This is a genomic window from Ruegeria sp. Alg231-54, assembly GCF_900143525.1.
Classification (GTDB): Bacteria; Pseudomonadota; Alphaproteobacteria; order Rhodobacterales; family Rhodobacteraceae; genus Ruegeria.
Genome location: NZ_FREZ01000002.1, coordinates 224,425 through 242,952 on the forward strand (window position 1 = coordinate 224,425; position 18,528 = coordinate 242,952).

Sequence of the window (18,528 nt, forward strand, 5' to 3'; positions counted from 1 at the left end):
GCTGGCCGCTTTGCTTGTTCGTTGTAGCAATTAGGATGCTGCAATCAGGCCCATGCTTTCCAGTTTCAGCAGAACCTGATGGGCGCAGTTGTCGACCTCGACATTTTCGGTTTCGACGCTCAGTTCGGGGTCCGCGGGAACGTCATAAGGATCCGAGATTCCCGTGAACTCTTTGATCTTGCCTTCGCGGGCCAGTTTATACAGTCCCTTGCGGTCGCGGCGTTCGCATTCCTCAATTGTGGTGGCCACGTGAACCTCGCAGAAGGCACCGAATTGTTCGATCTCTTCCCGGACCGCACGGCGGGTCGTGGCATAGGGCGCGATCGGGGCGCAGATTGCGATGCCGCCGTTTTTGGTGATCTCGCTGGCTACATAGCCAATGCGGCGGATGTTCAGGTCGCGGTGTTCCTTCGAAAAGCCCAGCTCAGACGACAGGTTTTTCCGAACGATGTCACCATCCAGCAAGGTAACGGGGCGGTCGCCCATCTCCATCAGCTTGACCATCAGCGCGTTGGCTATCGTCGATTTTCCCGAGCCTGAGAAGCCGGTAAAGAACACAGTGAATCCCTGCTGCGAACGCGGCGGGAAGCGGCTGCGCAGTTCCTGTACAACTTCAGGGAACGAGAACCATTCCGGAATCTCAAGACCTTCACGCAAACGGCGGCGTAACTCGGTGCCCGAGATATTCAGGATCGTAACGTTGTCCCTGTCGAGGATTTCGTCGTTCGGCTCGTATTGCGCGCGTTCCTGCACGTAGACCATGTGTTTGAAATCGACCATCTCTACGCCGATCTCATCCTGGTATTTGCGGAACAAATCCTGCGCATCGTAGGGGCCGTAAAAATCTTCGCCCTGGCTGTTCTTGCCTGGGCCTGCATGGTCACGACCGACGATAAAGTGCGTGCAGCCGTGGTTTGCACGGATTAGCCCGTGCCAGACGGCCTCGCGCGGGCCTGCCATGCGCATTGCAAGATTCAGCAGTGACATTGATGTGGTCGAGGCCGGGTATTTGTCCAGTACTGCCTCATAGCAGCGCACGCGGGTGAAATGATCCACGTCGCCCGGTTTGGTCATGCCCACAACCGGATGGATCAGCAGGTTGGCCTGCGCCTCTTTCGCGGCGCGGAATGTCAGTTCCTGGTGCGCGCGGTGCAGCGGGTTGCGGGTCTGGAACGCCACAATACGCCGCCAGCCGACCTTGCGGAAATAGGCGCGCAACTCGTTCGGAGTGTCGCGGCGCGCGCGAAAGTCATAGTGGACCGGCTGTTGAATGCCGACCACAGGACCGCCTAGATATACTTTGCCCGCCACGTTGTGCAGGTAGTTCACCGCCGGGTGGGCGTCGTCGTCTGCACCAAAGACTTTTTCGGCCTCGCGCGCTTTGTCAGGCGTCCAGCGGTCCGTGACTGTCATAGTGCCTAGAATGACGCCTTCCTGATCGCGTAGAGCGATGTCCTGGCCCAATTCGATTTTGTCGGCAAACGCCTCGTCTACGTCCAGAGTAATGGGCATCGGCCAAAGGGTACCATCGGCCAGACGCATGTTCTCGACGACGTTGACGTAGTCCGCCTCGCCTAGGTAACCTTTGAGAGGGTTGAACCCGCCGTTCATCAGCAGTTCCAGATCGCAGATCTGGCGCGGGCTCAGATCCCAGCTGGTCAGATCTGCGGCTTCCACCTTCAGTTTCTGTGCTGAATCGTAGGACACGAACAATTCGGGGATCGGGGCCAGGTTACTTAACATCGTCATAGGAATACTCTTATCGAAGTGCTGTTTTGCCAGTGATTAAGGGGCGTTTGCCCCGGCTTTTGGATGAAGTCCATATACCTTGGTGAAACAAAGGACGATATGCGTGGTTTTTCCACGCAATGGAAGGATATTCCGGTTTGCGTGGCAAACTGCGAAGCTAGTTCCCGAGGCGGGTAACAATTCCGCAGAATTGAGAGCGAGTGTTCTTATGCAGCAACACTGGCGTTCAGATCTGCGGCTTTGGGGACGGGCAGGGCAGGAATCGGGCGCGTCACGCCACGCAGGTCGAATGGGCGAACCTGCCGCATATCGCCGTCAAATCCTGCCGCCAGCAATAACTCTTCCGAGACCAGAAGTTCGCAGCCCAAGTTCTTGGTTTCGGTCTCTAACCGGCTGGCCACATTTACGGTGTCGCCGATGATTGTACGGGCGGCGTGGCCCGCGGCACCGATTTCACCCAGAACAAGGTCCCCCAGATGTAGGCCCATTCCGATGCGGATCCGGGGGCTGCCTTCTGTTTCCAGCTGCTGGTTGAAACGCTGCAAGGCAAGGCTGATTTCAATGGCCGCTTTCATCCCGGCCTGAGCAGAGCTTTGGGCGTCGTTGGTTTCGAACACGGCCAACAGGCCGTCGCCCATGTATTTGTCGACCACTCCGCCCTCGGCCGTGATCGCGGGGACGATGGAGTCGAAAAAGCGGTTCAGCAGGAAAACAATGTCATAGGGCAGTTGGCCAGCAGTGCGTGAGGTAAAGCCGCGCATGTCCAGAAACAGGACCGCCAATTGCCGTTCCTGACCCTGGCTTGCATGTGCCCGGTGTCGCGCGCCATCCGGGCGGAACATGCGAAACGCTGTGATCGGAGCCATCGGTCGAATTTGGCATGCCAGCCGGGCACCCGCCGGGGCGCTGACCGCAGCTAGGCTTCGGGCTTCGACCTCACCAGGTTCGGGCAGTTGATCCCCGCCCTCCTCGACAATCACGCGGCAGGTGGTGCAGCGCCCTTTGCCACCGCATAGCGCCGTGTGTGGAATGCCGTTGGCTTGGGAAATTTCAAGCAAGGTCATTCCTTTTTCGGCAACGACCTCAGGGCCTTGAGCGTACTTGACGCGCACGGAATGTCGGCGGCGCCACAGCTTGCGGATCGCAAATACCGCCAGGGATGCGCCGAGGGCCACCCAGAACGCCATGAGCGCATTGTCTTTTACGCTGAACAGGTGCTGGAAATCTTCGGGAGAGGGCCAGTTGTAATGCTCGATATATTGTTCGCGCAAAAAGGGGTCTGCAAAATCAGCCCAGATCCGGCGCCCCTCCGTCAACACTCCGGCAAGGGCAAATGTCGGAACAAACACAGCCAGGCCAATCAGATATGGCACCAGTTTTGGCCACCAGCGGGTCAGCCGCAGCCACATGTGCAGTCCGATACAGCCATGTACCCAAACCACCAGCAACAACAGGCTTTGCATCCAGACCGCGTAGCTGGGCCACATCAGAACGATGATATAGCCCATTTCATCGTTCACATCGTAAACCGTGTTCGCATAGCGCGTTTGCACGATATGCGAGATCAGCTGCAATGGGATCAACAACCCCAGAACCATCTGCAACCCCGTGCTGAACGGCATGCGCAAAGTCCGGCGCTGGCTGATCGAGTACAGGGCTAACCCAGCGTGTATTAGCAGAGCAGCATAGAGAATTGCGCTTCCGATCCCGTGGCGCGTGATCACATGCCGGGCATCCTGCATGTCATGCAGGTAGTCCGTGTGAAACAGACCAAGGCCGATATTGATGAAATGAAAGAACGCAAAGGCGAACAAAACTAGGCCGCTGCCGATCCTCAGCCGGGTTGCCCACCCGCCTTGCCACAGAACAGTTTTCAATCAGATCACCTGCGTTGGTCTCGCCTGAGGCAGAGTCTGATACGCCACAGCTTAGCGGTCAAGCAGAGGTTGTGCGTAATGCGGTGTCCAATCTGTCGGCGGTTCATCCATACCGATAACGGAAGGCGACGGGTCGAACAGGACAATGTGGCTGAGTTCGGGGCGCGAGCGCGAGCTGTATAGCAACCCGTCCGCGCCAGTGCTGCGCGCGTGGTCCGAGAGCCGCCATGTGGGTGAGGTGCCCTGTTTGGCGTGAATATCCTGCCATATGACAGATGCGTCAGACTGCCCCCTTAGGTCGACCAGCTTTGCGCCTGTCACGTTTGCCTGCACCAAAACCCGTGGCGGATCGCCCGCCGAAACATATCGTCGAATAGCAACCCCGGCGCCTTCTGCGCTGAGCGAGGCGTAAAGCGCCGTCTGCCCCGAGTTATGAAAACGCCCCTCCGGTGCCCGGGCAGGGGCCAAAGGGGCGTCCAATTGCGTCAGAAAAAGAATTCTCCAGACCGGGCCGGAGAATTCCAGCATCAGATCAATCCTGTTCGGCCAGGAAACGCTCGGCATCCAGTGCGGCCATGCATCCCATGCCGGCGCTGGTCACAGCCTGCCGGTAGATATGGTCCGTCAGATCCCCGGCGGCAAAAACACCCGGCACCGAGGTCTCGGTCGAACCTGGCTTGGTCACGACATAGCCGCCCATATGGCTTTCCAGTGAGTCCTTGACCAGTTCATTGGCAGGTGCATGTCCGATCGCGACAAAAACGCCTTTGCAGGGGATCTCGGTAATCTCGCCGGTCTTCACGTTTTTGACCCGCACACCTTCGACACCCAGCGGGGCATCGGTGCCGGTCACTTCTTCCAACTCGTGGAACCACAGGGGTTCGATTTTTTTATGCTTCAGCAGCCGGTCCTGCAGGATCTTTTCCGCGCGCAGCTCATCACGACGGTGGATCAAAGTGACCTTGCTGGCAAAATTGGTCAGAAACAGCGCCTCTTCGACGGCGGTGTTGCCGCCACCGATGACCACGATTTCCTGCCCGCGATAAAAGAAGCCGTCGCAGGTTGCGCAAGCCGAAACGCCAAAGCCCTTAAATTTCTCTTCCGACGGCAGGCCCAGCCATTTGGCGCGCGCGCCGGTGGCCAGAATGACGGCATCTGCTGTGTAAACAGTGCCGCTGTCGCCGGTTGCGGTGAACGGGCGTTTGCTGAGGTCCAGATCGTTGATGATGTCACCGATGATTTCACAGCCCATCGCCTTGGCATGGTCTTGCATGCGCACCATCAGGTCGGGGCCTTGAACCTCGGCGTCTCCGGGCCAGTTTTCGACCTCGGTTGTTGTGGTCAGTTGGCCACCCGGCTCGATGCCCTGAACCAGAATCGGCTCCAGCATCGCGCGGCTTGCATAAACGCCGGCCGTGTAACCGGCCGGTCCCGATCCGATGATCAGAACCCTGGTGTGTCGTGTTTCGGCCATAGTACCCCCAACTCGATCTGCCTGATTGGGGCGCGTGGCCCCTGACGGATGGATATAGCGAGCGTCGCGCAGGGCTTAAACCCCCAACCTTTTGACAGGCAGCCATGCATTTGCGGCAAGGTGCCCAAAAAAAGAACATTGAAAATATAGAATATTGCGCAGGTGCGAAAGATAATTGCGCATTGGTCGGGTGCTGATATAACAACCGAAAAATTAGGAGCATTTCATGGTCGCGATACGGCTGGATGAGATTGACCGCAAGATTTTGGCAGAATTGCAGGCAGACGGTCGCATGACCAATGTCGAGTTGGCAAAACGCGTAGGTATTTCAGCGCCGCCTTGCCTGCGGCGCGTGCGTACGCTTGAGGATTCCGGGCTTATTCGCGGCTACCATGCGGATGTGAACTCACGCGAGTTGGGGTTCGAGGTTCAGGTCTTTGCCATGGTGGGGCTGGAAAGCCAGGCCGAATCCGAACTTAACGCATTTGAGGAACGCTGCCGCGAATGGCCGCTGGTCCGGGAATGCCACATGTTGAACGGCGAGGTGGACTTTATACTGAAATGCGTCGCCCCTGATCTGAGCAGTTTTCAACAGTTTCTGACAGGCGAACTGTTGACCACGCCCAATGTAGCCAGCGTCAAAACATCGCTGGTTATTCGCGGCGCCAAAGACGAACCCGGCGTTCCCTTCGACGTTCTGGAAGAACGAATGAACCGGACGGCGTGAACATCATTCGCTTTTGATGCGGTTTCGACGGCGGCAGAAAAGCAGCGACCGTCAATGATAGAACCCAACTAATTATCATCTGCATAATGCCCCCACACTGCAGTTAATTTTTTTGTTGTCACGCAGAAAGCGCATTTATCTCACCGTCTCCTGCGCGTGGTAGAATCAGTGGACCAAAATCGCTCAGCAATTCGATATGCGCAAACAAGTTCAAGTAGATCGATCTGAGCGATTGGCTGACCTGGCGTGCGGCATTGACACCCGGATGGTATGATTCGAATTGCAGGCCATCGACCTTGATGACCGAATGACGTTTCAGGCAGATGTGAAACAGCTCAATCGGGGTCGGTGGCAATGTTTCGATCACGCTTATACCGTCCTGGAATTCATGGACAGGGGTCAGAATCTCGCCCCCGTCGTGCAAATGGCGCAGATGCGCAGGTGTGCCCAGCAGACGAGCTGCGGGTCCCGCAATCACGCCGGACAACGGTTTTTGCATCCCAAATGTATCAGCCGTGATCCGAGTTAGCGGGCGTGTTCGGCCACGCGAGTCCTCGCGTCCGGGAATCAGGGTCACCGATCCTTTCCAAAGCACTTTTTGCAAGGCACCGTCCTGTGTCAGAATCGAGTCGCCCGGCAGCAAATCTTCGATTGCCAATGGGCCATGTTCGGTTTCCACCAGGGATCCGCGTGTAAAGGCACAAAAGGCGTCTTCGAACATGGGCAATGCCGGGGCGATGTGGCGCGTTTGCGAAACATCTCCGTTCGGCATCAAGGTGCTGACCTCATAGCGCCGCAACTGCGCCTTTGGTCTTGCGTTTGTCCTCGGAATTTCGCGCAGCATGGCCGAAGTTTCGACCGCATTTCTGGCTGCGCGCGCGAAAGAATGTGGAATGGTCATTTTTATTCCGTCCCCTCTAAAACACCGCTCAGACGGGCAGAGCCCTCCGTACAGGGCAACCTGAATGGCATTGTTTTTGTCTTCAGGGAGACGGCGATCGCAGGTCGCACGCCTTGCAGACGTTGCAAGGCAAGGAATTTACGCTTTTCTTTGGTCATCACGCTGACCCCCCAGACAAACTCACTAAAACGCAAGCGGGAATTGCCAGCGCACACACACCCCTGAACCTGGCCGCTGGAAATTTCAGCGGTAGGTCACACACCGGCCCGGAGCACCCCTCCGATGTGTGTCTTGACCCTTGGAACCGGCAGCTTGGTTCCTTGGGCGTTTTGATTAGAGTCGTGTTGCCAAGCGGCGTGCGACCCTGACCGAGTTGCTGGAAATCCGTTTCCACGGCATCTCCGGCGCTTGCTCTCTTGTGGCCGCAACAACGGCACTGAGAAAGCGAGATTTAACCTTCATCTTTGTTCCTGCTTATGGTGTGGTCCATTGCCCGTTTCCCTTTGAAAGCCAATGTGGCCTGCCAATACGGCACCGATAAGGCTGATCCGGGATGAATCCAGGAAAAGTGAAGGTCGGCAGTTCCTCTTCTTTCGGACTGTCACACACTGCTGGAGAATTGACTGGTAAACACCTGAGCGCGGACAATAAAAGTGAAAATATCTCGACTCAGGTAGACACAAACAATATGGCAAAAAAGCGGCGAAATCGCCACATTTCGGGCGCGGTCTATAATTTAATGGCAGAAATCAGGCGGCCATAGTCGGCTTCTTTAGCGTGGGTGGACCGGCGGTACGAATAGAATCTGTCCGGGTCCGAATAGGTGCAGTGCCGCGTCCACTCGGCGCGCCCGATGCCTGCCTGCCGCAGCCTGTGCAGGCCAAATGCGGGCAGATCGAACTGCAGCCGATCCCCATTGCCGTTCGCAAAGAACCTGAGGTTTTCGGGCGATCCCGCTGCGAATTCATCCAGGAAATCTGGGCCGACCTCATAGGCGCTTTGAGAAATAGTAGGGCCAACGACAGCGACGGTGTTTTCCCGCTTTGCGCCCAATGCCTCCATCGCGTCCAGGGTTGCCTCCAATACACCGTCCAACGCTCCGCGCCACCCTGCATGCGCAGCCCCGATCACATTCGCGTCAGAATCGGCAAACAGGACCGGTTGGCAATCCGCTGTCAGAATCGTCAGTGCCAGTCCCGGGGTTGCGGTGACAACCGCATCCGCTTTGGGTTTGTCGCCGTTTATCGGAGCGTCCACGGTCAGAACGGTTGGGGAATGCACTTGATGCACGCCAACCAAAGCGTCCGGGTTGACTTCCATCGCGGCGGCCACGCGCTGACGGTTCACTGCCACTGCTTCGGTTTGGTCAGACGAGCCATAGCCGCAGTTCAAACCCGCGAATATTCCGGAAGACGCACCGCCCCGACGGCTGAAGAACCCGTGGCGGACAGGCGATAAGATGTCCGAGGTCAGAATTTCCAATGTCATGGTTCCAGTCCCGGTGGAGGTGCAGCGTAAGAAGGATAGAGACCCAGTACTTTGAACAGATTTCCCATTTCCTCGGGATGCGTCAACCGGCGATGTGCTGCAATGAGCGTCTCAAGCTCAGACCCGCCGAGTGGCGCAGCCAGCGCCTGTGCGCGGGCCGTGATGCCCAACCGTTCCAGAAACATGCCCTGAGGTGTCAGCTTTGTATGGGCGCAACCCGCGGCCCGTGCGGCTATAGCAAGGGGCTCGAAATCTACATGCGCGGTCAGATCCGCCCGACCCGGAGCTTGCAGGGGATCAACACGTTCATGTGATTGCAAAGCTTGAAACGTGTCGCCCAACGAATGCCAGTCACCGTAATCCACGATCAGACCCGCCCCGCCATAAGTGGCGATCCGCCCAGCGATCACGGTCAGGATCGGAATCGCGGCCGCGCAAAGTTCAACCAGATCGCCATCTTGGGTGTCTATCATGCGATCCGTTAGCGCGACCTGAGCTGTGTTCGGCCCCAGCCCATACGTCAGCGATTCGCCCTGCACACCGATCAGACGTTCGCACCAGCTATCGCCGTCACGTATGAATTGGCGGACTGGCAGGGCATCAAAAAACTCGTTCGCCACCAAAAACAGGGGGGCTTGGGGCAGGGCGGTGAGCGTATCGATCCAACGCGGGTTGTGACCGCTCAGCGATTGCGCCTGCCTGTCCCGCAGGGCAGGAGAGGCTTCGAACAAAACAATTTCTGCGGCCTCGTGAAACCCGGATACGCTGCTGGTTGCGCGCAGGATATCCGCCATCAGGGTGCCACGACCCGGTCCAAGCTCTGTTAGAATGAATCTGTCCGGCTTGTCCTGATCCATCCAGCTTTGCGCCAGTGCAAGCCCGATCAACTCTCCGAACATCTGGCTGACTTCCGGGGCGGTAATGAAATCTCCCTGCGCGCCCAGCGGATCACGGGTGGTGTAATACCCGAACTTAGGGTTCAGCAGGCATTCAGTCATGAAATCGGCCACGCTCATCGGGCCATTCAGCGCAATTTGCGCCATTAGGTGATCCTTTAGGTTCATTGAGTGCGTCGCGCGCGCAGCGCAAACCACAGGCCAAGCGCGATCATTGGCAGCGACAGCATTTGCCCCATCGTCAAGCCGTAGCCGCTCACGTGCCACGCCAGCCCCAGCGGATTCCCGGGCGAGACAAACTGTGCGTCGGGTTGACGAAAGAACTCAACAATGAAACGCGAGGCACCATAACCTGCCAAAAATACACCCATCACCAGACCGGGCTTGTGAAACGCCCGACGTCGATAGGCCATCCACAGCAAAAGTGCGCCCAGCAACAAACCTTCCAGTGCGGCTTCATAAAGTTGTGAAGGGTGTCTGGCACACATCCCGGCTACAACACCCGGGCAGTCCTGTGCGGCACCACCTGGAAAGATCACCGCCCATGGAACGTCGCTGGGTCGCCCCCAAAGCTCGGCATTAGTGAAGTTCGCCAACCGCCCTAACAACAGCCCGGGCGGCACAGCATGTGCGATCAGATCAGCCAAAGACAATACCGGCACCTGGTAACGCCGAGCATAGAGATAGGACGCAACGACAACCCCCAGCAGACCACCATGGAAGGCCATGCCGCCCTGCCAGATCATCAAAATCTCTAGTGGATGCGATAAGTAATAGGCCGGTTGATAAAACAGAACGAACCCCAGTCGCCCGCCGAGAATCACCCCAAGGATGATCCAGGTGATCAGATCCTCAAGTTGCTGCGGTTTCATCGGTGGTGTTTGATCAGGCCAAAGGGCCGGACGCTTCAGCGCCGCAGTACCCAATCGCCATGCGATCAGAATACCGGCAATATAGGCCAGCGCGTACCATCTAAGTGCGAACTCCATCCCGAACAGCGAGATCGAGAAAACTTCGGGCGAAAGGTCGGGGAAATTCAGAACAGCCTGCATGTGCGTCTCATTGCCCGGGGTTAGCGGGGCAAGTCAACCTTGAGCCCGGGCCATTCTTTACCCATATAGAGACCAACCGCGATACCGGAGTAAAGCCATGCAAACCCGTAACAAGATTCTTGATGACGTTTCCCAACTGATGACCAATGCCATGGGCGTAGCCCAAGGCGCGAAGGACGAGGCCGAAAACGCGATGAAGTCGATGATCGACCGCTGGCTGGCCGACCGCGATTTCGTCACGCGCGAAGAGTTTGATGCTGTGCGCGCCATGGCCCAGAAAGCGCGCGAAGAGAACGCAGCTCTTGAGGCGCGTATTGCGGCGCTTGAAGCCAAACTGGACAAATAAGTTCCGCACACTCGAGATTCTGAAAAAAGAAAGCCGCCGCGCAATCCACGCTGGGATTGTGCGGTGTTGTGTATACTGACGCCTTACCAAATTTAATCAAGACAAAGCTGGCGGTAGCACCAATATTTTGATCGCCGTTGCTGACTGTCCACAACTTATTGCTGTTATCCCCAACAAATAGGGTTGCCAGAACCCTGCCCGCGGCGCACCATATCTAGTACAGGCAGACTGGGGAAGCCCGGCTTGTAGAGCAAGCAACTAGCGCTGGGGCGCTGCCAGCCCCTAAAAGGCTAGAGATTAGTGAGGTGGCATTATGGCCCTTTCCGAACAGTTTCTCGAAGAAGACCTTCATCCAATCGACATTGTTGAACATCTTGCCGAACACCACGACTGGGATTTCGACCGGATCGGGGATGATCAGATTGCCATGGCTGTCGAAGGACAGTGGCGTACCTATTCGATCACCTTGGCCTGGTCCAACTATGACGAAACGCTCCGCATGGTGTGTTCTTTCGAAATGGAGCCGCCTTCCGAGCGTGAAAACGTGCTTTATGAGCTGCTCAACAAGATGAACGATCAGTGCTGGGCAGGGGCGTTCACCTACTGGGCCAATCAAAAGCTGATGGTCTACAGGTATGGTTTGGTTCTAGCGGGTGGCCAGATGGCCAGCCCGGAACAGATCGACACGATGATCACCGCTGCGGTTCTGAGCGCCGAGCGCTATTACCCCGCGATCCAACTGGTCACCTGGGGCAACCGCGATCCCGAGGATGCAATGCAGGTCGCCATTGCAGAGGCCTACGGCCGCGCGTAAAGCTTTGCCCCAAACCGGATAAGGAGAGGGGCAATCATGGACATGTCACGCGTCGCCGAGCAGGGGCTGGTTCTTCTGGGGTGCGGCAAGATGGGTTCGGCCATGCTCGCCGGTTGGCTGGAGCATGGCCTTCCTGCGTCAGCTGTCTGGGTGATTGATCCGTACCCCTCAGAATGGCTGAAGGCGCAGGGCGTCAATATCAACACTCCATTACCCGAGGCCCCGGCGGTCGTGCTGGTTGCCGTCAAGCCGCAAATGATGGGCGATGCGCTGCCATCGATCAAGGCGCTGGGCGGTGGCGGTAGCCTTTTCGTCTCGGTCGCTGCGGGTACGTCTATTGCAACCTTCGAGAATGTACTGGGCGAAGGCACTCCGATCGTGCGCGCCATGCCGAACACTCCGGCAGCAATCCGGCAGGGAATCACGGCGCTGATTGGCAATTTGGTTGCATCGGATGCTGATGTTTCTCTTGCCGAAAACCTGCTGTCCGCCATCGGCGACACAGTTCGCCTTGAGGAAGAATCGCAGATGGATGCGGTGACAGGTCTTAGTGGCTCTGGTCCGGCTTATGTCTTTCATCTGATCGAAACGCTGGCCGCTGCCGGGCAGGCTCAGGGTCTGCCGCACGATCTGGCGATGAAGCTGGCCAAATCCACGGTGGCCGGGGCAGGAGCTTTGGCAATGGCGGCCGACGAGGACCCTTCGCAACTGCGCGTCAACGTAACGTCGCCCAATGGTACGACGCAGGCCGCGCTTGAAGTGCTGATGCATGAGGAAGAAGGTTTCCCGGACCTGCTGCACCGCGCCGTCAAGGCCGCAACTGACCGATCCAAGGAGCTGTCCCGTGAGTGAGATTTCATTCGACGATTTTCTGAAGGTCGACATCCGCGTCGGCAAGGTCATCCGGGCAGAACCCTATCCTGAGGCCCGTAAGCCCGCGATCAAGATGTGGATCGACTTTGGTGACGATATTGGCGAGCGCCGAACCTCAGCCCAGATAACGGCGCATTACGATACGGAGACGCTGGTGGGCAAACAGGTGATGGCCGTTGTCAATTTCCCGCCGCGCCAGATCGGCAAGTTCATGTCCGAGGTTCTGGTGCTGGGCCTGCCCGATGACAAGGGCGAGATCGTTCTGATCGGTCCGGATGGCGAGGTTCCAACCGGCGGACGGATGCACTGATGAAACTTTTGATCGCACGCCCCATGACCGCCGCTGTCGAGGCGCGCGCCCGCGCCGAGTTCGACGTCGAAATCCGCAGCAGCACGCTGCCAATGTCGCCCGACGAAATGCGGCGCGCATTGGCTGAGTTCGATGTGGTGGTTCCGACGCTGGGGGATCAGTTTTCGGCCACAATCTTCTCCGAAGTGCCGCAGCCGCGCTGTAAACTGCTGGCCAATTTCGGTGTGGGGTACAACCATATCGACGTCGCTGCCGCACAGACCGCAGGGATTCAGGTCACTAACACCCCCGGTGCGGTTACCGATGCCACTGCTGACATCGCGATGACCTTGCTGTTGTCGACCGCGCGCCGCGCGGGCGAGGGAGAACGGCTGGTCCGCTCGGGCAACTGGCAAGGCTGGCATCCGACGCAAATGCTGGGGCATCATGTGACCGGAAAACGCGTTGGGATCGTCGGGATGGGCCGTATTGGTCAGGCGATCGCGTGGCGTTGCCATTTTGGTTTCGGGATGGACGTGGCGTACCAGTCGCGCAGCCCGAAAGAGGTGGAATTTCCCGCAGAAAACATACCCGACCTGAAAGAACTGGCCGCTGCGGTCGATTTCCTGGTGCTCGCCGTGCCCGGCGGTGCGCAAACGCGCCACCTGATCAATGCGCCGGTGCTGGAGGCGATGAAACCTTCGGGCATCTTGATCAACATCGCGCGCGGAGAAGTTGTGGACGAATCCTCTCTGATCGCTGCCCTGCAATCCGGTCAGATCGCAGGCGCGGGCCTTGATGTGTATGAGTTCGAACCCGCCGTTCCGCAGGCTCTGCGCGATATGGAGAATGTGACGATACTGCCCCATCTTGGCACAGCGACCGAAGAGGTGCGCACCGATATGGGGCATATAGCGCTGGACAACGTTACAGCTTTCGTCGCGGGGCGATCTTTGCCGAACCCGGTCTAGCGCCCGACGGCCTCGCGCCAGTGTTTGCGGCAGAGCGAAACATAGGTTTCATTGCCGCCGATCTGTACCTGCGCGCCTTCGGTGATGGCGTTGCCGTTTTCGTCCTGACGGATGACCATCGTGGCCTTGCGCCCACACTCGCAAATGGTCCGCACTTCGCGCATCTCGTCCGCTAACGCCAGCAAGGCAGCGGAGCCGGGAAACAGGTGGCCCTGAAAATCCACACGCAAGCCATAGGCAAGGACAGGCACCCGCAGGTCATCCACTGCGCGGGCCAATTGCCAGACTTGCTCTTCGGTCAGAAATTGCGCCTCATCAATAAAGACGCAGGTGACGTTCCCTTTTTTCAGGCGCTGTTCAATCATCGCAAAAACGTCGGTTTCGGCGGCGAACGTGTCCGCATCGGCCGATATGCCGATCCGCGACGCAATCCTGCCAACACCGGCCCGGCCATCTAGGGCCGCGGTCATCAAATAGGTGTCCATCCCCCTCTCACGGTAATTGTGCGAGGCTTGCAGCAACACGGTCGATTTTCCCGCGTTCATCGTCGAATAATTAAAGTATAGTTTTGCCATGGGTTGGGTCTAAAACGCCTGTCCAATTCGGGCAAGCCATCAATAGCCTTCAAAAAGCGACGTCGCCATTATCGTTGCAGAGGTCGAGCGTAAGCCCATTGGGGATGGATCCCCCCGCCCCAACAACGGCGACGCCGTCGGCCAACATGCGGCCTAACCGTAGCGGGACAAGAATACCGACCCGCAATCACTCATTACCGGCATTAAATGCCGCCACTCACTCACAAAACCCCCGCATATCTGAGGGATAGCCAACATATGACATTTCAATTATGAATCGAGTATGGGAATTTTCTTTTCCCTTTCCCCCGCAATGGCAGATTTAGTGGGGCGTGCAGGCAGTAAAGGTAAAAACATGGCAGATATCGGGGCCTACCTGAAAAAACACACAGAAGCGCTGGTTAAAGACGTGGGAATCGAATCCGCGTGTGAGATTACAGGCAAATCCAAAGCCACGTTGGGCCGTTATTATTCTGACAATGTCGAACATACTGATCGGTTCATGCCGGTCGATGCGGTGGCGCGGCTTGAGGCAGTGGCAAACTTCCCCCACGTCACCTCGGCGCTTGCCGATCTGAAAAATATCACCCTGTCCTATGATGGGCGCAATGACGACAGCCCCCGCACTGGTGGAGTGAATTCCGACGTCATCGCGCTGAGCCAGCGGTTTGCGATGCTGATGACCGAATATCAATCGGCGATCGAGGACGGCATCATCACGGTGAACGAAGCCAAGCGCCTGTTGAGGGAAACGAGCCAGCTGCAACAGGTCCTGCTAGACATGAAGCTGCACCTGGAAGAGGAAAGCGTGAGCTGAGGTTTCGGTGTGCACCGCCCAGGGATCAGGACGATGTTCCTGTGAACAACCCGCAACCTTTTCAGCAGTCTTTAGGGTGAATTGGATTTGTATAGGTGTGTTTCGTTTCATTTGTTCTGCAAGCGACTAGTGCACCATTCCAATTGCGTCACCATATGGTTCGGTAATGGCAAAATGCCTGATGCTTGATGTTGATGGTGTTCTCGTCGACGGTCGTCCCGGCGATGGTCTGCGATGGGACACTGATTTATCGAAGGATCTGGGACTTGATCCTAATCTGCTTGCGGAAGAGTTTTTCAAAACTGAATGGACTGCTATTGTCGAGGGACGGGCTGAACTCCTGCCCATTCTAGAGGCTGTTCTGAAGCGCGTTGCACCGACCATCAAAGCCACTGATTTGATAGACTATTGGTTTCGAGGGGATTCCGGCATAGTCGAAACCACTGTTGCGGATGTGCGCGAGGCGAAACGCAAAGGCGTACCTGTTTATCTTGCAACCAACCAAGATCACATGAGAGCAATCTATCTCATGCAGACAATGGCGCTCGGCGACGAAGTTGACGGCATCGTGTACTCAGCAAAAGCCGGGTACAGAAAGCCAAAGCCTGAGTTCTTCGCTTTCGCAGCGCAGGAGGTCGGGCGTCAACCGTGTGAACTTTTGCTGGTCGATGATACCCTGCCGAATATTGAGGCAGCCCGATCCGCAGGATGGAAGGCTGTTCATTGGGATGGAACCGAACGCCTTTCCACGATTCTAAACCGCAGTGTATATTAAGCGGGAATTATACCTTTTGCGTCCCAATCAAGCGTTCCTAATGTCGTCTTGCGCGCTGTGGAACGATGTATCCTGGGTTGTGATCGGTGTGTCGCGACGCCAAGACGTCAACTGTGCCGCTTTACAATCACCGATCCCACCGAATAGCCCGCGCCGAAGGAACAGATCAGACCGACATCTCCGTCTGACAGGTCATCCGAATACTTGGAAAACGCGATGATGGACCCGGCCGAGGAGGTGTTGGCATAATCCTGCAGGATGTTGGGCTGTTCGCTTGCTTCGGGCTCGCGTCCCAGAACCTTTTTGCCGATGAAATCATTCATCGTCTTGTTGGCCTGGTGCAGCCACAGGCGCTTCAGGTCATCGCTGTTCACGCCTTCCGCGTCCATGTGATCTGAGATGTGTTTGCTGACCATCGGCAGCACTTCTTTGAAGACTTTGCGTCCGTTCTGCATGAACTGCATGTCACGACGGTCGACCACCCCGTCAGGGCGTGAACGGCGCAGGAAGCCGTTGTTGTTGCGGATATTGTTCGAGAATTCGGTCGCGCAGCGTGTCGACAAAATTTCGAAATGCGGACCCTTTGCGTCTTCGACCCGCTCGATCAAAGTGGCGGTGGCCACGTCGCCAAAGATGAAATGACAATCGCGGTCGCGCCATTCCAGATGCCCTGAACAAATCTCGGGGTTCACCACCAATGCGGCGCGGACCGAGCCAGAGCGGACCATGTCCGCGGCGGCCTGGATCCCGAAAGTGGCCGAAGAACAGGCGACATTCATATCAAATCCGAACCCGTTGATGCCCAGGGCCTGCTGAATCTCGATGGCGACGGCAGGATAGGCGCGTTCGTGGTTCGAGGCGGCGCAAATCACCAGATTAACGTCCTCGGCGCTGCGTCCGGCTTGTTTCAGCGCTTTTTTGCAGGCGTCCACGGCCATCTCGGTCATAATGCCCGGTTCGTCATCTCCACGTTGACGCAACAAGGGATGCATCACGTCAGGGTCCAGAACACCGTCTTTGTCCATCACGTAGCGTTTCTCGATGCCGGAGGCCTTGAAGATGAATTCTTCCGATGAATGCTGCATCGGCTCAATCTCACCTGCCGCGATTGCGTCTGCGTTTTGGGCGTTCATCTTGTCGGCATACTTATTGAAAGCCGTGACAAGCTCGGCGTTGGTGATGACGTTTTCGGGGGTGAAAACACCTGAGCCAGTGATCGCGGGCGTGTACATGATAAGACCTGAATGTTTCGGATTCGCCCAAAATGCAGTCATATATGGGTTAGATCAAGAGACGTTGACCCAAGGGAATGTCAAAGTTTGCGCTGAAACCCACTTCACATCTTGAATAGTTCATATTTCGAAGTATATGCGAGGCCAAAGTTACAAACGGATTCACCAATGACCCATGACGACAGTGCGCTGATCCGCTGCCTCAGCCCCGAAGTGCAGGCGATGATGGGTGTCTATGCACTCTACTGGAAACTGGAAGAAAGCCTTGACGCACTTGAGGTCGGGCTAAGCCATCAGGAATGCCATATGATGGTCAAGCTTGAGCGACCCAAACGCATGGGCGTTTTGGCTGCAGACATGCTGACGGTGCCGTCCACCATCACGTCAACCGCTGACGCGCTAGAAGAGGCAGGGTACCTGACCCGACAGCGCGATCCGGAAGACCGTCGGGCGTGGTTGTTGGTTCTGACCGACAAGGGGCTTGAGATGCGACAGGTTCTGATGTCCGAGGCGGGGGATCTGTTCCGCCGAGCCTCAGGGCTGGATGCTGACGAAACTGCCGAATTTGCACGACTGGCCCGGAAGATCCGGGAAAATATAATGAAAACAGGAATTCCTGAGGGATTGAAGAAATGAAACTCTTCACTGTACTGAGCGTCGCTCTGACCGTGTTCGCCACTTCCGTTTTGGCGCAGGAGAGCGCCAAACCCGTAAAACTAATGATGGTTCAAGAGACATCGCCCGGTTTTTCGCGCCAGTTTTTTGGTCGCGTCGCTGCGCGGCAGACGGTCGATCTGGCCTTTCAGGTTTCCGGACAAATAGTCGAAATGCCGGTGACCGAAGGGTTCGTGATACCCAAGGGTGAGCTGATTGCACAACTGGATCAGGAACCATTCCAGCGCCGCTATGACCGCGCTGTGCTGCAAATGGATCAGGCGGATCGTACCGTCGCCCGCCTTTCCCGTCTGCGCGGAACCACAGCCAGCCAGGTGGCGGTGGATGACGCGGAAACCGAAGCGCAACTGGCGGATATTGCCGTCCGCGATGCAGAATACGATCTGGAACATGCAACGCTGACCGCGCCGTTTGACGCGCTGGTCTCGCGCCGAACGGTCGAGGCTTTCACGACCGTAAACGCAGGGGCGCCCATCGTGCGTATCCACGACATGTCAGAATTGCGGATCGAAGTGGATGTTCCGGAAATCCTGTTCCAACGATCGGGTCAGGAGGATGACATCACGATTACGGCGAAGTTTCCAACCAGCGATGAAGTCTTCCCTCTGCAGATCCGGGAATTTGACGCCGAAACCTCGAGCGTGGGTCAGACTTTCCGTATCCAATTTGGCCTTACCCCACCTGAAGGGTTGCAGATATTGCCGGGTTCGTCGGTGACCGTGAATGTGAAGGTCCAGGACGCTCGGACAGGTATCGTTGTGCCCGCAACGGCCATCATTTCGGACGCTGAGGGCGGTCTGGGCGTCATGGTGTTTTCGCCGGTTGGGGCCGATGAAGGCGCCGTCCAGCTTGTGCCGGTTACCATCGAACCTACGCAGACCGGCGAAGTCCGTGTTCTGACAGGGTTGAACGATGGTGATGAGATCGTCGTCGCTGGTGGCAGCACCTTGACAGATGGCCAAGCCGTTCGCCGCTTTGTCGGCTTTGCAAACTGAAG

General features: G+C 57.0%; 20 protein-coding genes. 10 read left to right on the forward strand and 10 right to left on the reverse strand.

Annotated features, from left to right (window positions below; all coding sequences use genetic code 11):
• Positions 1 to 30: 30 nt before the first annotated feature.
• The 4 genes from DHN12_RS05615 to trxB form a co-directional block, all read right to left on the reverse strand.
• Complete coding sequence (locus DHN12_RS05615) at positions 31 to 1,749, reverse strand: bifunctional sulfate adenylyltransferase/adenylylsulfate kinase (RefSeq protein WP_108859286.1); 1,719 nt, start codon at positions 1,747 to 1,749, stop codon at positions 31 to 33.
• 206 nt (positions 1,750 to 1,955) lie between these two features.
• The gene (locus tag DHN12_RS05620; protein ID WP_108859287.1) at positions 1,956 to 3,626 is read right to left on the reverse strand and encodes an adenylate/guanylate cyclase domain-containing protein; all 1,671 of its coding nucleotides are present in this window, start codon (positions 3,624 to 3,626) and stop codon (positions 1,956 to 1,958) included.
• A gap of 51 nt (positions 3,627 to 3,677) precedes the next feature.
• Positions 3,678 to 4,154 carry an RES family NAD+ phosphorylase gene (locus DHN12_RS05625; RefSeq protein WP_108859288.1) on the reverse strand — a complete coding sequence of 159 codons (477 nt, stop codon included), beginning with the start codon at positions 4,152 to 4,154 and terminating at the stop codon, positions 3,678 to 3,680.
• Positions 4,155 to 4,158: 4 nt separating this feature from the next.
• The gene (trxB, locus tag DHN12_RS05630; protein ID WP_108859289.1) at positions 4,159 to 5,100 is read right to left on the reverse strand and encodes a thioredoxin-disulfide reductase; all 942 of its coding nucleotides are present in this window, start codon (positions 5,098 to 5,100) and stop codon (positions 4,159 to 4,161) included.
• A gap of 226 nt (positions 5,101 to 5,326) precedes the next feature.
• Here trxB and DHN12_RS05635 point away from each other — a divergent pair, with 226 nt between their 5' ends.
• Positions 5,327 to 5,827, forward strand: coding sequence for an Lrp/AsnC family transcriptional regulator (locus DHN12_RS05635; RefSeq protein WP_108859290.1), 501 nt, complete (start codon positions 5,327 to 5,329; stop codon positions 5,825 to 5,827).
• A gap of 118 nt (positions 5,828 to 5,945) precedes the next feature.
• Here DHN12_RS05635 and DHN12_RS05640 read toward each other — a convergent pair whose 3' ends face one another.
• The 4 genes from DHN12_RS05640 to lgt all read right to left on the reverse strand — a co-directional run bounded on the left by DHN12_RS05640 (position 5,946) and on the right by lgt (position 10,164).
• Complete coding sequence (locus DHN12_RS05640; protein WP_108859291.1) at positions 5,946 to 6,728, reverse strand: Hint domain-containing protein; 783 nt, start codon at positions 6,726 to 6,728, stop codon at positions 5,946 to 5,948.
• Between the two features lie 729 nt (positions 6,729 to 7,457).
• Positions 7,458 to 8,216, reverse strand: a complete 759-nt coding sequence (pgeF, locus tag DHN12_RS05645; protein WP_108859292.1) for a peptidoglycan editing factor PgeF — start codon at positions 8,214 to 8,216, stop codon at positions 7,458 to 7,460.
• The gene (locus DHN12_RS05650; protein ID WP_108859293.1) at positions 8,213 to 9,280 is read right to left on the reverse strand and encodes a class I SAM-dependent methyltransferase; all 1,068 of its coding nucleotides are present in this window, start codon (positions 9,278 to 9,280) and stop codon (positions 8,213 to 8,215) included. The genes pgeF and DHN12_RS05650 overlap by 4 nt, the downstream gene beginning before the upstream one ends.
• Positions 9,277 to 10,164 carry a prolipoprotein diacylglyceryl transferase gene (gene lgt / locus DHN12_RS05655; RefSeq protein WP_108859294.1) on the reverse strand — a complete coding sequence of 296 codons (888 nt, stop codon included), beginning with the start codon at positions 10,162 to 10,164 and terminating at the stop codon, positions 9,277 to 9,279. The genes DHN12_RS05650 and lgt overlap by 4 nt, the downstream gene beginning before the upstream one ends.
• A gap of 97 nt (positions 10,165 to 10,261) precedes the next feature.
• Between lgt and DHN12_RS05660 the strand changes: the two genes are divergently transcribed.
• The 5 genes from DHN12_RS05660 (at position 10,262) to DHN12_RS05680 (ending at position 13,457) form a co-directional block, all read left to right on the forward strand.
• Positions 10,262 to 10,510: an accessory factor UbiK family protein gene (locus DHN12_RS05660; protein ID WP_108859295.1), complete on the forward strand. Its 249-nt coding sequence runs from the start codon at positions 10,262 to 10,264 to the stop codon at positions 10,508 to 10,510.
• Between the two features lie 313 nt (positions 10,511 to 10,823).
• Positions 10,824 to 11,324, forward strand: coding sequence for a YbjN domain-containing protein (locus tag DHN12_RS05665; protein ID WP_058275545.1), 501 nt, complete (start codon positions 10,824 to 10,826; stop codon positions 11,322 to 11,324).
• A gap of 36 nt (positions 11,325 to 11,360) precedes the next feature.
• A complete protein-coding gene (gene proC / locus DHN12_RS05670) occupies positions 11,361 to 12,176 on the forward strand; it encodes a pyrroline-5-carboxylate reductase (protein ID WP_108859296.1) in 816 nt (271 codons plus the stop codon).
• Positions 12,169 to 12,507, forward strand: coding sequence for a tRNA-binding protein (locus tag DHN12_RS05675; protein WP_108859297.1), 339 nt, complete (start codon positions 12,169 to 12,171; stop codon positions 12,505 to 12,507). Before proC ends, DHN12_RS05675 begins: the two co-directional genes overlap by 8 nt.
• A complete protein-coding gene (locus DHN12_RS05680) occupies positions 12,507 to 13,457 on the forward strand; it encodes a D-glycerate dehydrogenase (protein ID WP_108859298.1) in 951 nt (316 codons plus the stop codon). The genes DHN12_RS05675 and DHN12_RS05680 overlap by 1 nt, the downstream gene beginning before the upstream one ends.
• Here the strand turns inward: DHN12_RS05680 and DHN12_RS05685 are convergent.
• On the reverse strand, positions 13,454 to 14,032 hold the full coding sequence (locus DHN12_RS05685) for a thymidine kinase (RefSeq protein WP_108859299.1): 579 nt from the start codon (positions 14,030 to 14,032) through the stop codon (positions 13,454 to 13,456). The two genes, DHN12_RS05680 and DHN12_RS05685, sit on opposite strands and share 4 nt — an antisense overlap.
• Before the next feature lie 355 nt (positions 14,033 to 14,387).
• Here DHN12_RS05685 and DHN12_RS05690 point away from each other — a divergent pair, with 355 nt between their 5' ends.
• Together DHN12_RS05690 and DHN12_RS05695 are read left to right on the forward strand one after the other, a co-directional pair.
• A complete protein-coding gene (locus tag DHN12_RS05690; protein WP_058275729.1) occupies positions 14,388 to 14,849 on the forward strand; it encodes a hypothetical protein in 462 nt (153 codons plus the stop codon).
• A 181-nt stretch (positions 14,850 to 15,030) separates the two neighbouring features.
• Positions 15,031 to 15,624: an HAD-IA family hydrolase gene (locus tag DHN12_RS05695; protein ID WP_199913473.1), complete on the forward strand. Its 594-nt coding sequence runs from the start codon at positions 15,031 to 15,033 to the stop codon at positions 15,622 to 15,624.
• 107 nt (positions 15,625 to 15,731) lie between these two features.
• Here the strand turns inward: DHN12_RS05695 and DHN12_RS05700 are convergent, their stop codons facing one another.
• The gene (locus DHN12_RS05700) at positions 15,732 to 16,856 is read right to left on the reverse strand and encodes a beta-ketoacyl-ACP synthase III (RefSeq protein ID WP_108859301.1); all 1,125 of its coding nucleotides are present in this window, start codon (positions 16,854 to 16,856) and stop codon (positions 15,732 to 15,734) included.
• 168 nt (positions 16,857 to 17,024) lie between these two features.
• On the opposite strand from DHN12_RS05700, the gene DHN12_RS05705 reads away from it, so the two are divergent.
• Both DHN12_RS05705 and DHN12_RS05710 read left to right on the forward strand, forming a co-directional pair.
• Positions 17,025 to 17,492: a MarR family winged helix-turn-helix transcriptional regulator gene (locus tag DHN12_RS05705; RefSeq protein WP_058275550.1), complete on the forward strand. Its 468-nt coding sequence runs from the start codon at positions 17,025 to 17,027 to the stop codon at positions 17,490 to 17,492.
• Positions 17,489 to 18,526 (forward strand): efflux RND transporter periplasmic adaptor subunit, encoded by a 1,038-nt coding sequence (locus DHN12_RS05710; RefSeq protein ID WP_108859302.1) that lies wholly within the window; start codon positions 17,489 to 17,491, stop codon positions 18,524 to 18,526. The genes DHN12_RS05705 and DHN12_RS05710 overlap by 4 nt, the downstream gene beginning before the upstream one ends.
• Positions 18,527 to 18,528 lie beyond the last annotated feature (2 nt).

What these genes read in the sequence shown, in the direction of transcription:
- DHN12_RS05695 (WP_199913473.1), top strand. Translation starts at nt 15,031, where the DNA reads ATGCTTGATGTTGATGGTGTTCTCGTCGACGGTCGTCCCGGCGATGGT.
- DHN12_RS05660 (WP_108859295.1), top strand. Translation starts at nt 10,262, where the DNA reads ATGCAAACCCGTAACAAGATTCTTGATGACGTTTCCCAACTGATGACC.
- DHN12_RS05640 (WP_108859291.1), bottom strand. Translation starts at nt 6,728, where the DNA reads ATGACCATTCCACATTCTTTCGCGCGCGCAGCCAGAAATGCGGTCGAA.
- pgeF (WP_108859292.1), bottom strand. Translation starts at nt 8,216, where the DNA reads ATGACATTGGAAATTCTGACCTCGGACATCTTATCGCCTGTCCGCCAC.
- DHN12_RS05625 (WP_108859288.1), bottom strand. Translation starts at nt 4,154, where the DNA reads ATGCTGGAATTCTCCGGCCCGGTCTGGAGAATTCTTTTTCTGACGCAA.
- DHN12_RS05615 (WP_108859286.1), bottom strand. Translation starts at nt 1,749, where the DNA reads ATGACGATGTTAAGTAACCTGGCCCCGATCCCCGAATTGTTCGTGTCC.
- lgt (WP_108859294.1), bottom strand. Translation starts at nt 10,164, where the DNA reads ATGCAGGCTGTTCTGAATTTCCCCGACCTTTCGCCCGAAGTTTTCTCG.
- DHN12_RS05700 (WP_108859301.1), bottom strand. Translation starts at nt 16,856, where the DNA reads ATGTACACGCCCGCGATCACTGGCTCAGGTGTTTTCACCCCCGAAAAC.
- DHN12_RS05650 (WP_108859293.1), bottom strand. Translation starts at nt 9,280, where the DNA reads ATGAACCTAAAGGATCACCTAATGGCGCAAATTGCGCTGAATGGCCCG.
- DHN12_RS05685 (WP_108859299.1), bottom strand. Translation starts at nt 14,032, where the DNA reads ATGGCAAAACTATACTTTAATTATTCGACGATGAACGCGGGAAAATCG.
- proC (WP_108859296.1), top strand. Translation starts at nt 11,361, where the DNA reads ATGGACATGTCACGCGTCGCCGAGCAGGGGCTGGTTCTTCTGGGGTGC.
- DHN12_RS05690 (WP_058275729.1), top strand. Translation starts at nt 14,388, where the DNA reads ATGGCAGATATCGGGGCCTACCTGAAAAAACACACAGAAGCGCTGGTT.
- DHN12_RS05705 (WP_058275550.1), top strand. Translation starts at nt 17,025, where the DNA reads ATGACCCATGACGACAGTGCGCTGATCCGCTGCCTCAGCCCCGAAGTG.
- trxB (WP_108859289.1), bottom strand. Translation starts at nt 5,100, where the DNA reads ATGGCCGAAACACGACACACCAGGGTTCTGATCATCGGATCGGGACCG.
- DHN12_RS05635 (WP_108859290.1), top strand. Translation starts at nt 5,327, where the DNA reads ATGGTCGCGATACGGCTGGATGAGATTGACCGCAAGATTTTGGCAGAA.
- DHN12_RS05665 (WP_058275545.1), top strand. Translation starts at nt 10,824, where the DNA reads ATGGCCCTTTCCGAACAGTTTCTCGAAGAAGACCTTCATCCAATCGAC.
- DHN12_RS05710 (WP_108859302.1), top strand. Translation starts at nt 17,489, where the DNA reads ATGAAACTCTTCACTGTACTGAGCGTCGCTCTGACCGTGTTCGCCACT.
- DHN12_RS05680 (WP_108859298.1), top strand. Translation starts at nt 12,507, where the DNA reads ATGAAACTTTTGATCGCACGCCCCATGACCGCCGCTGTCGAGGCGCGC.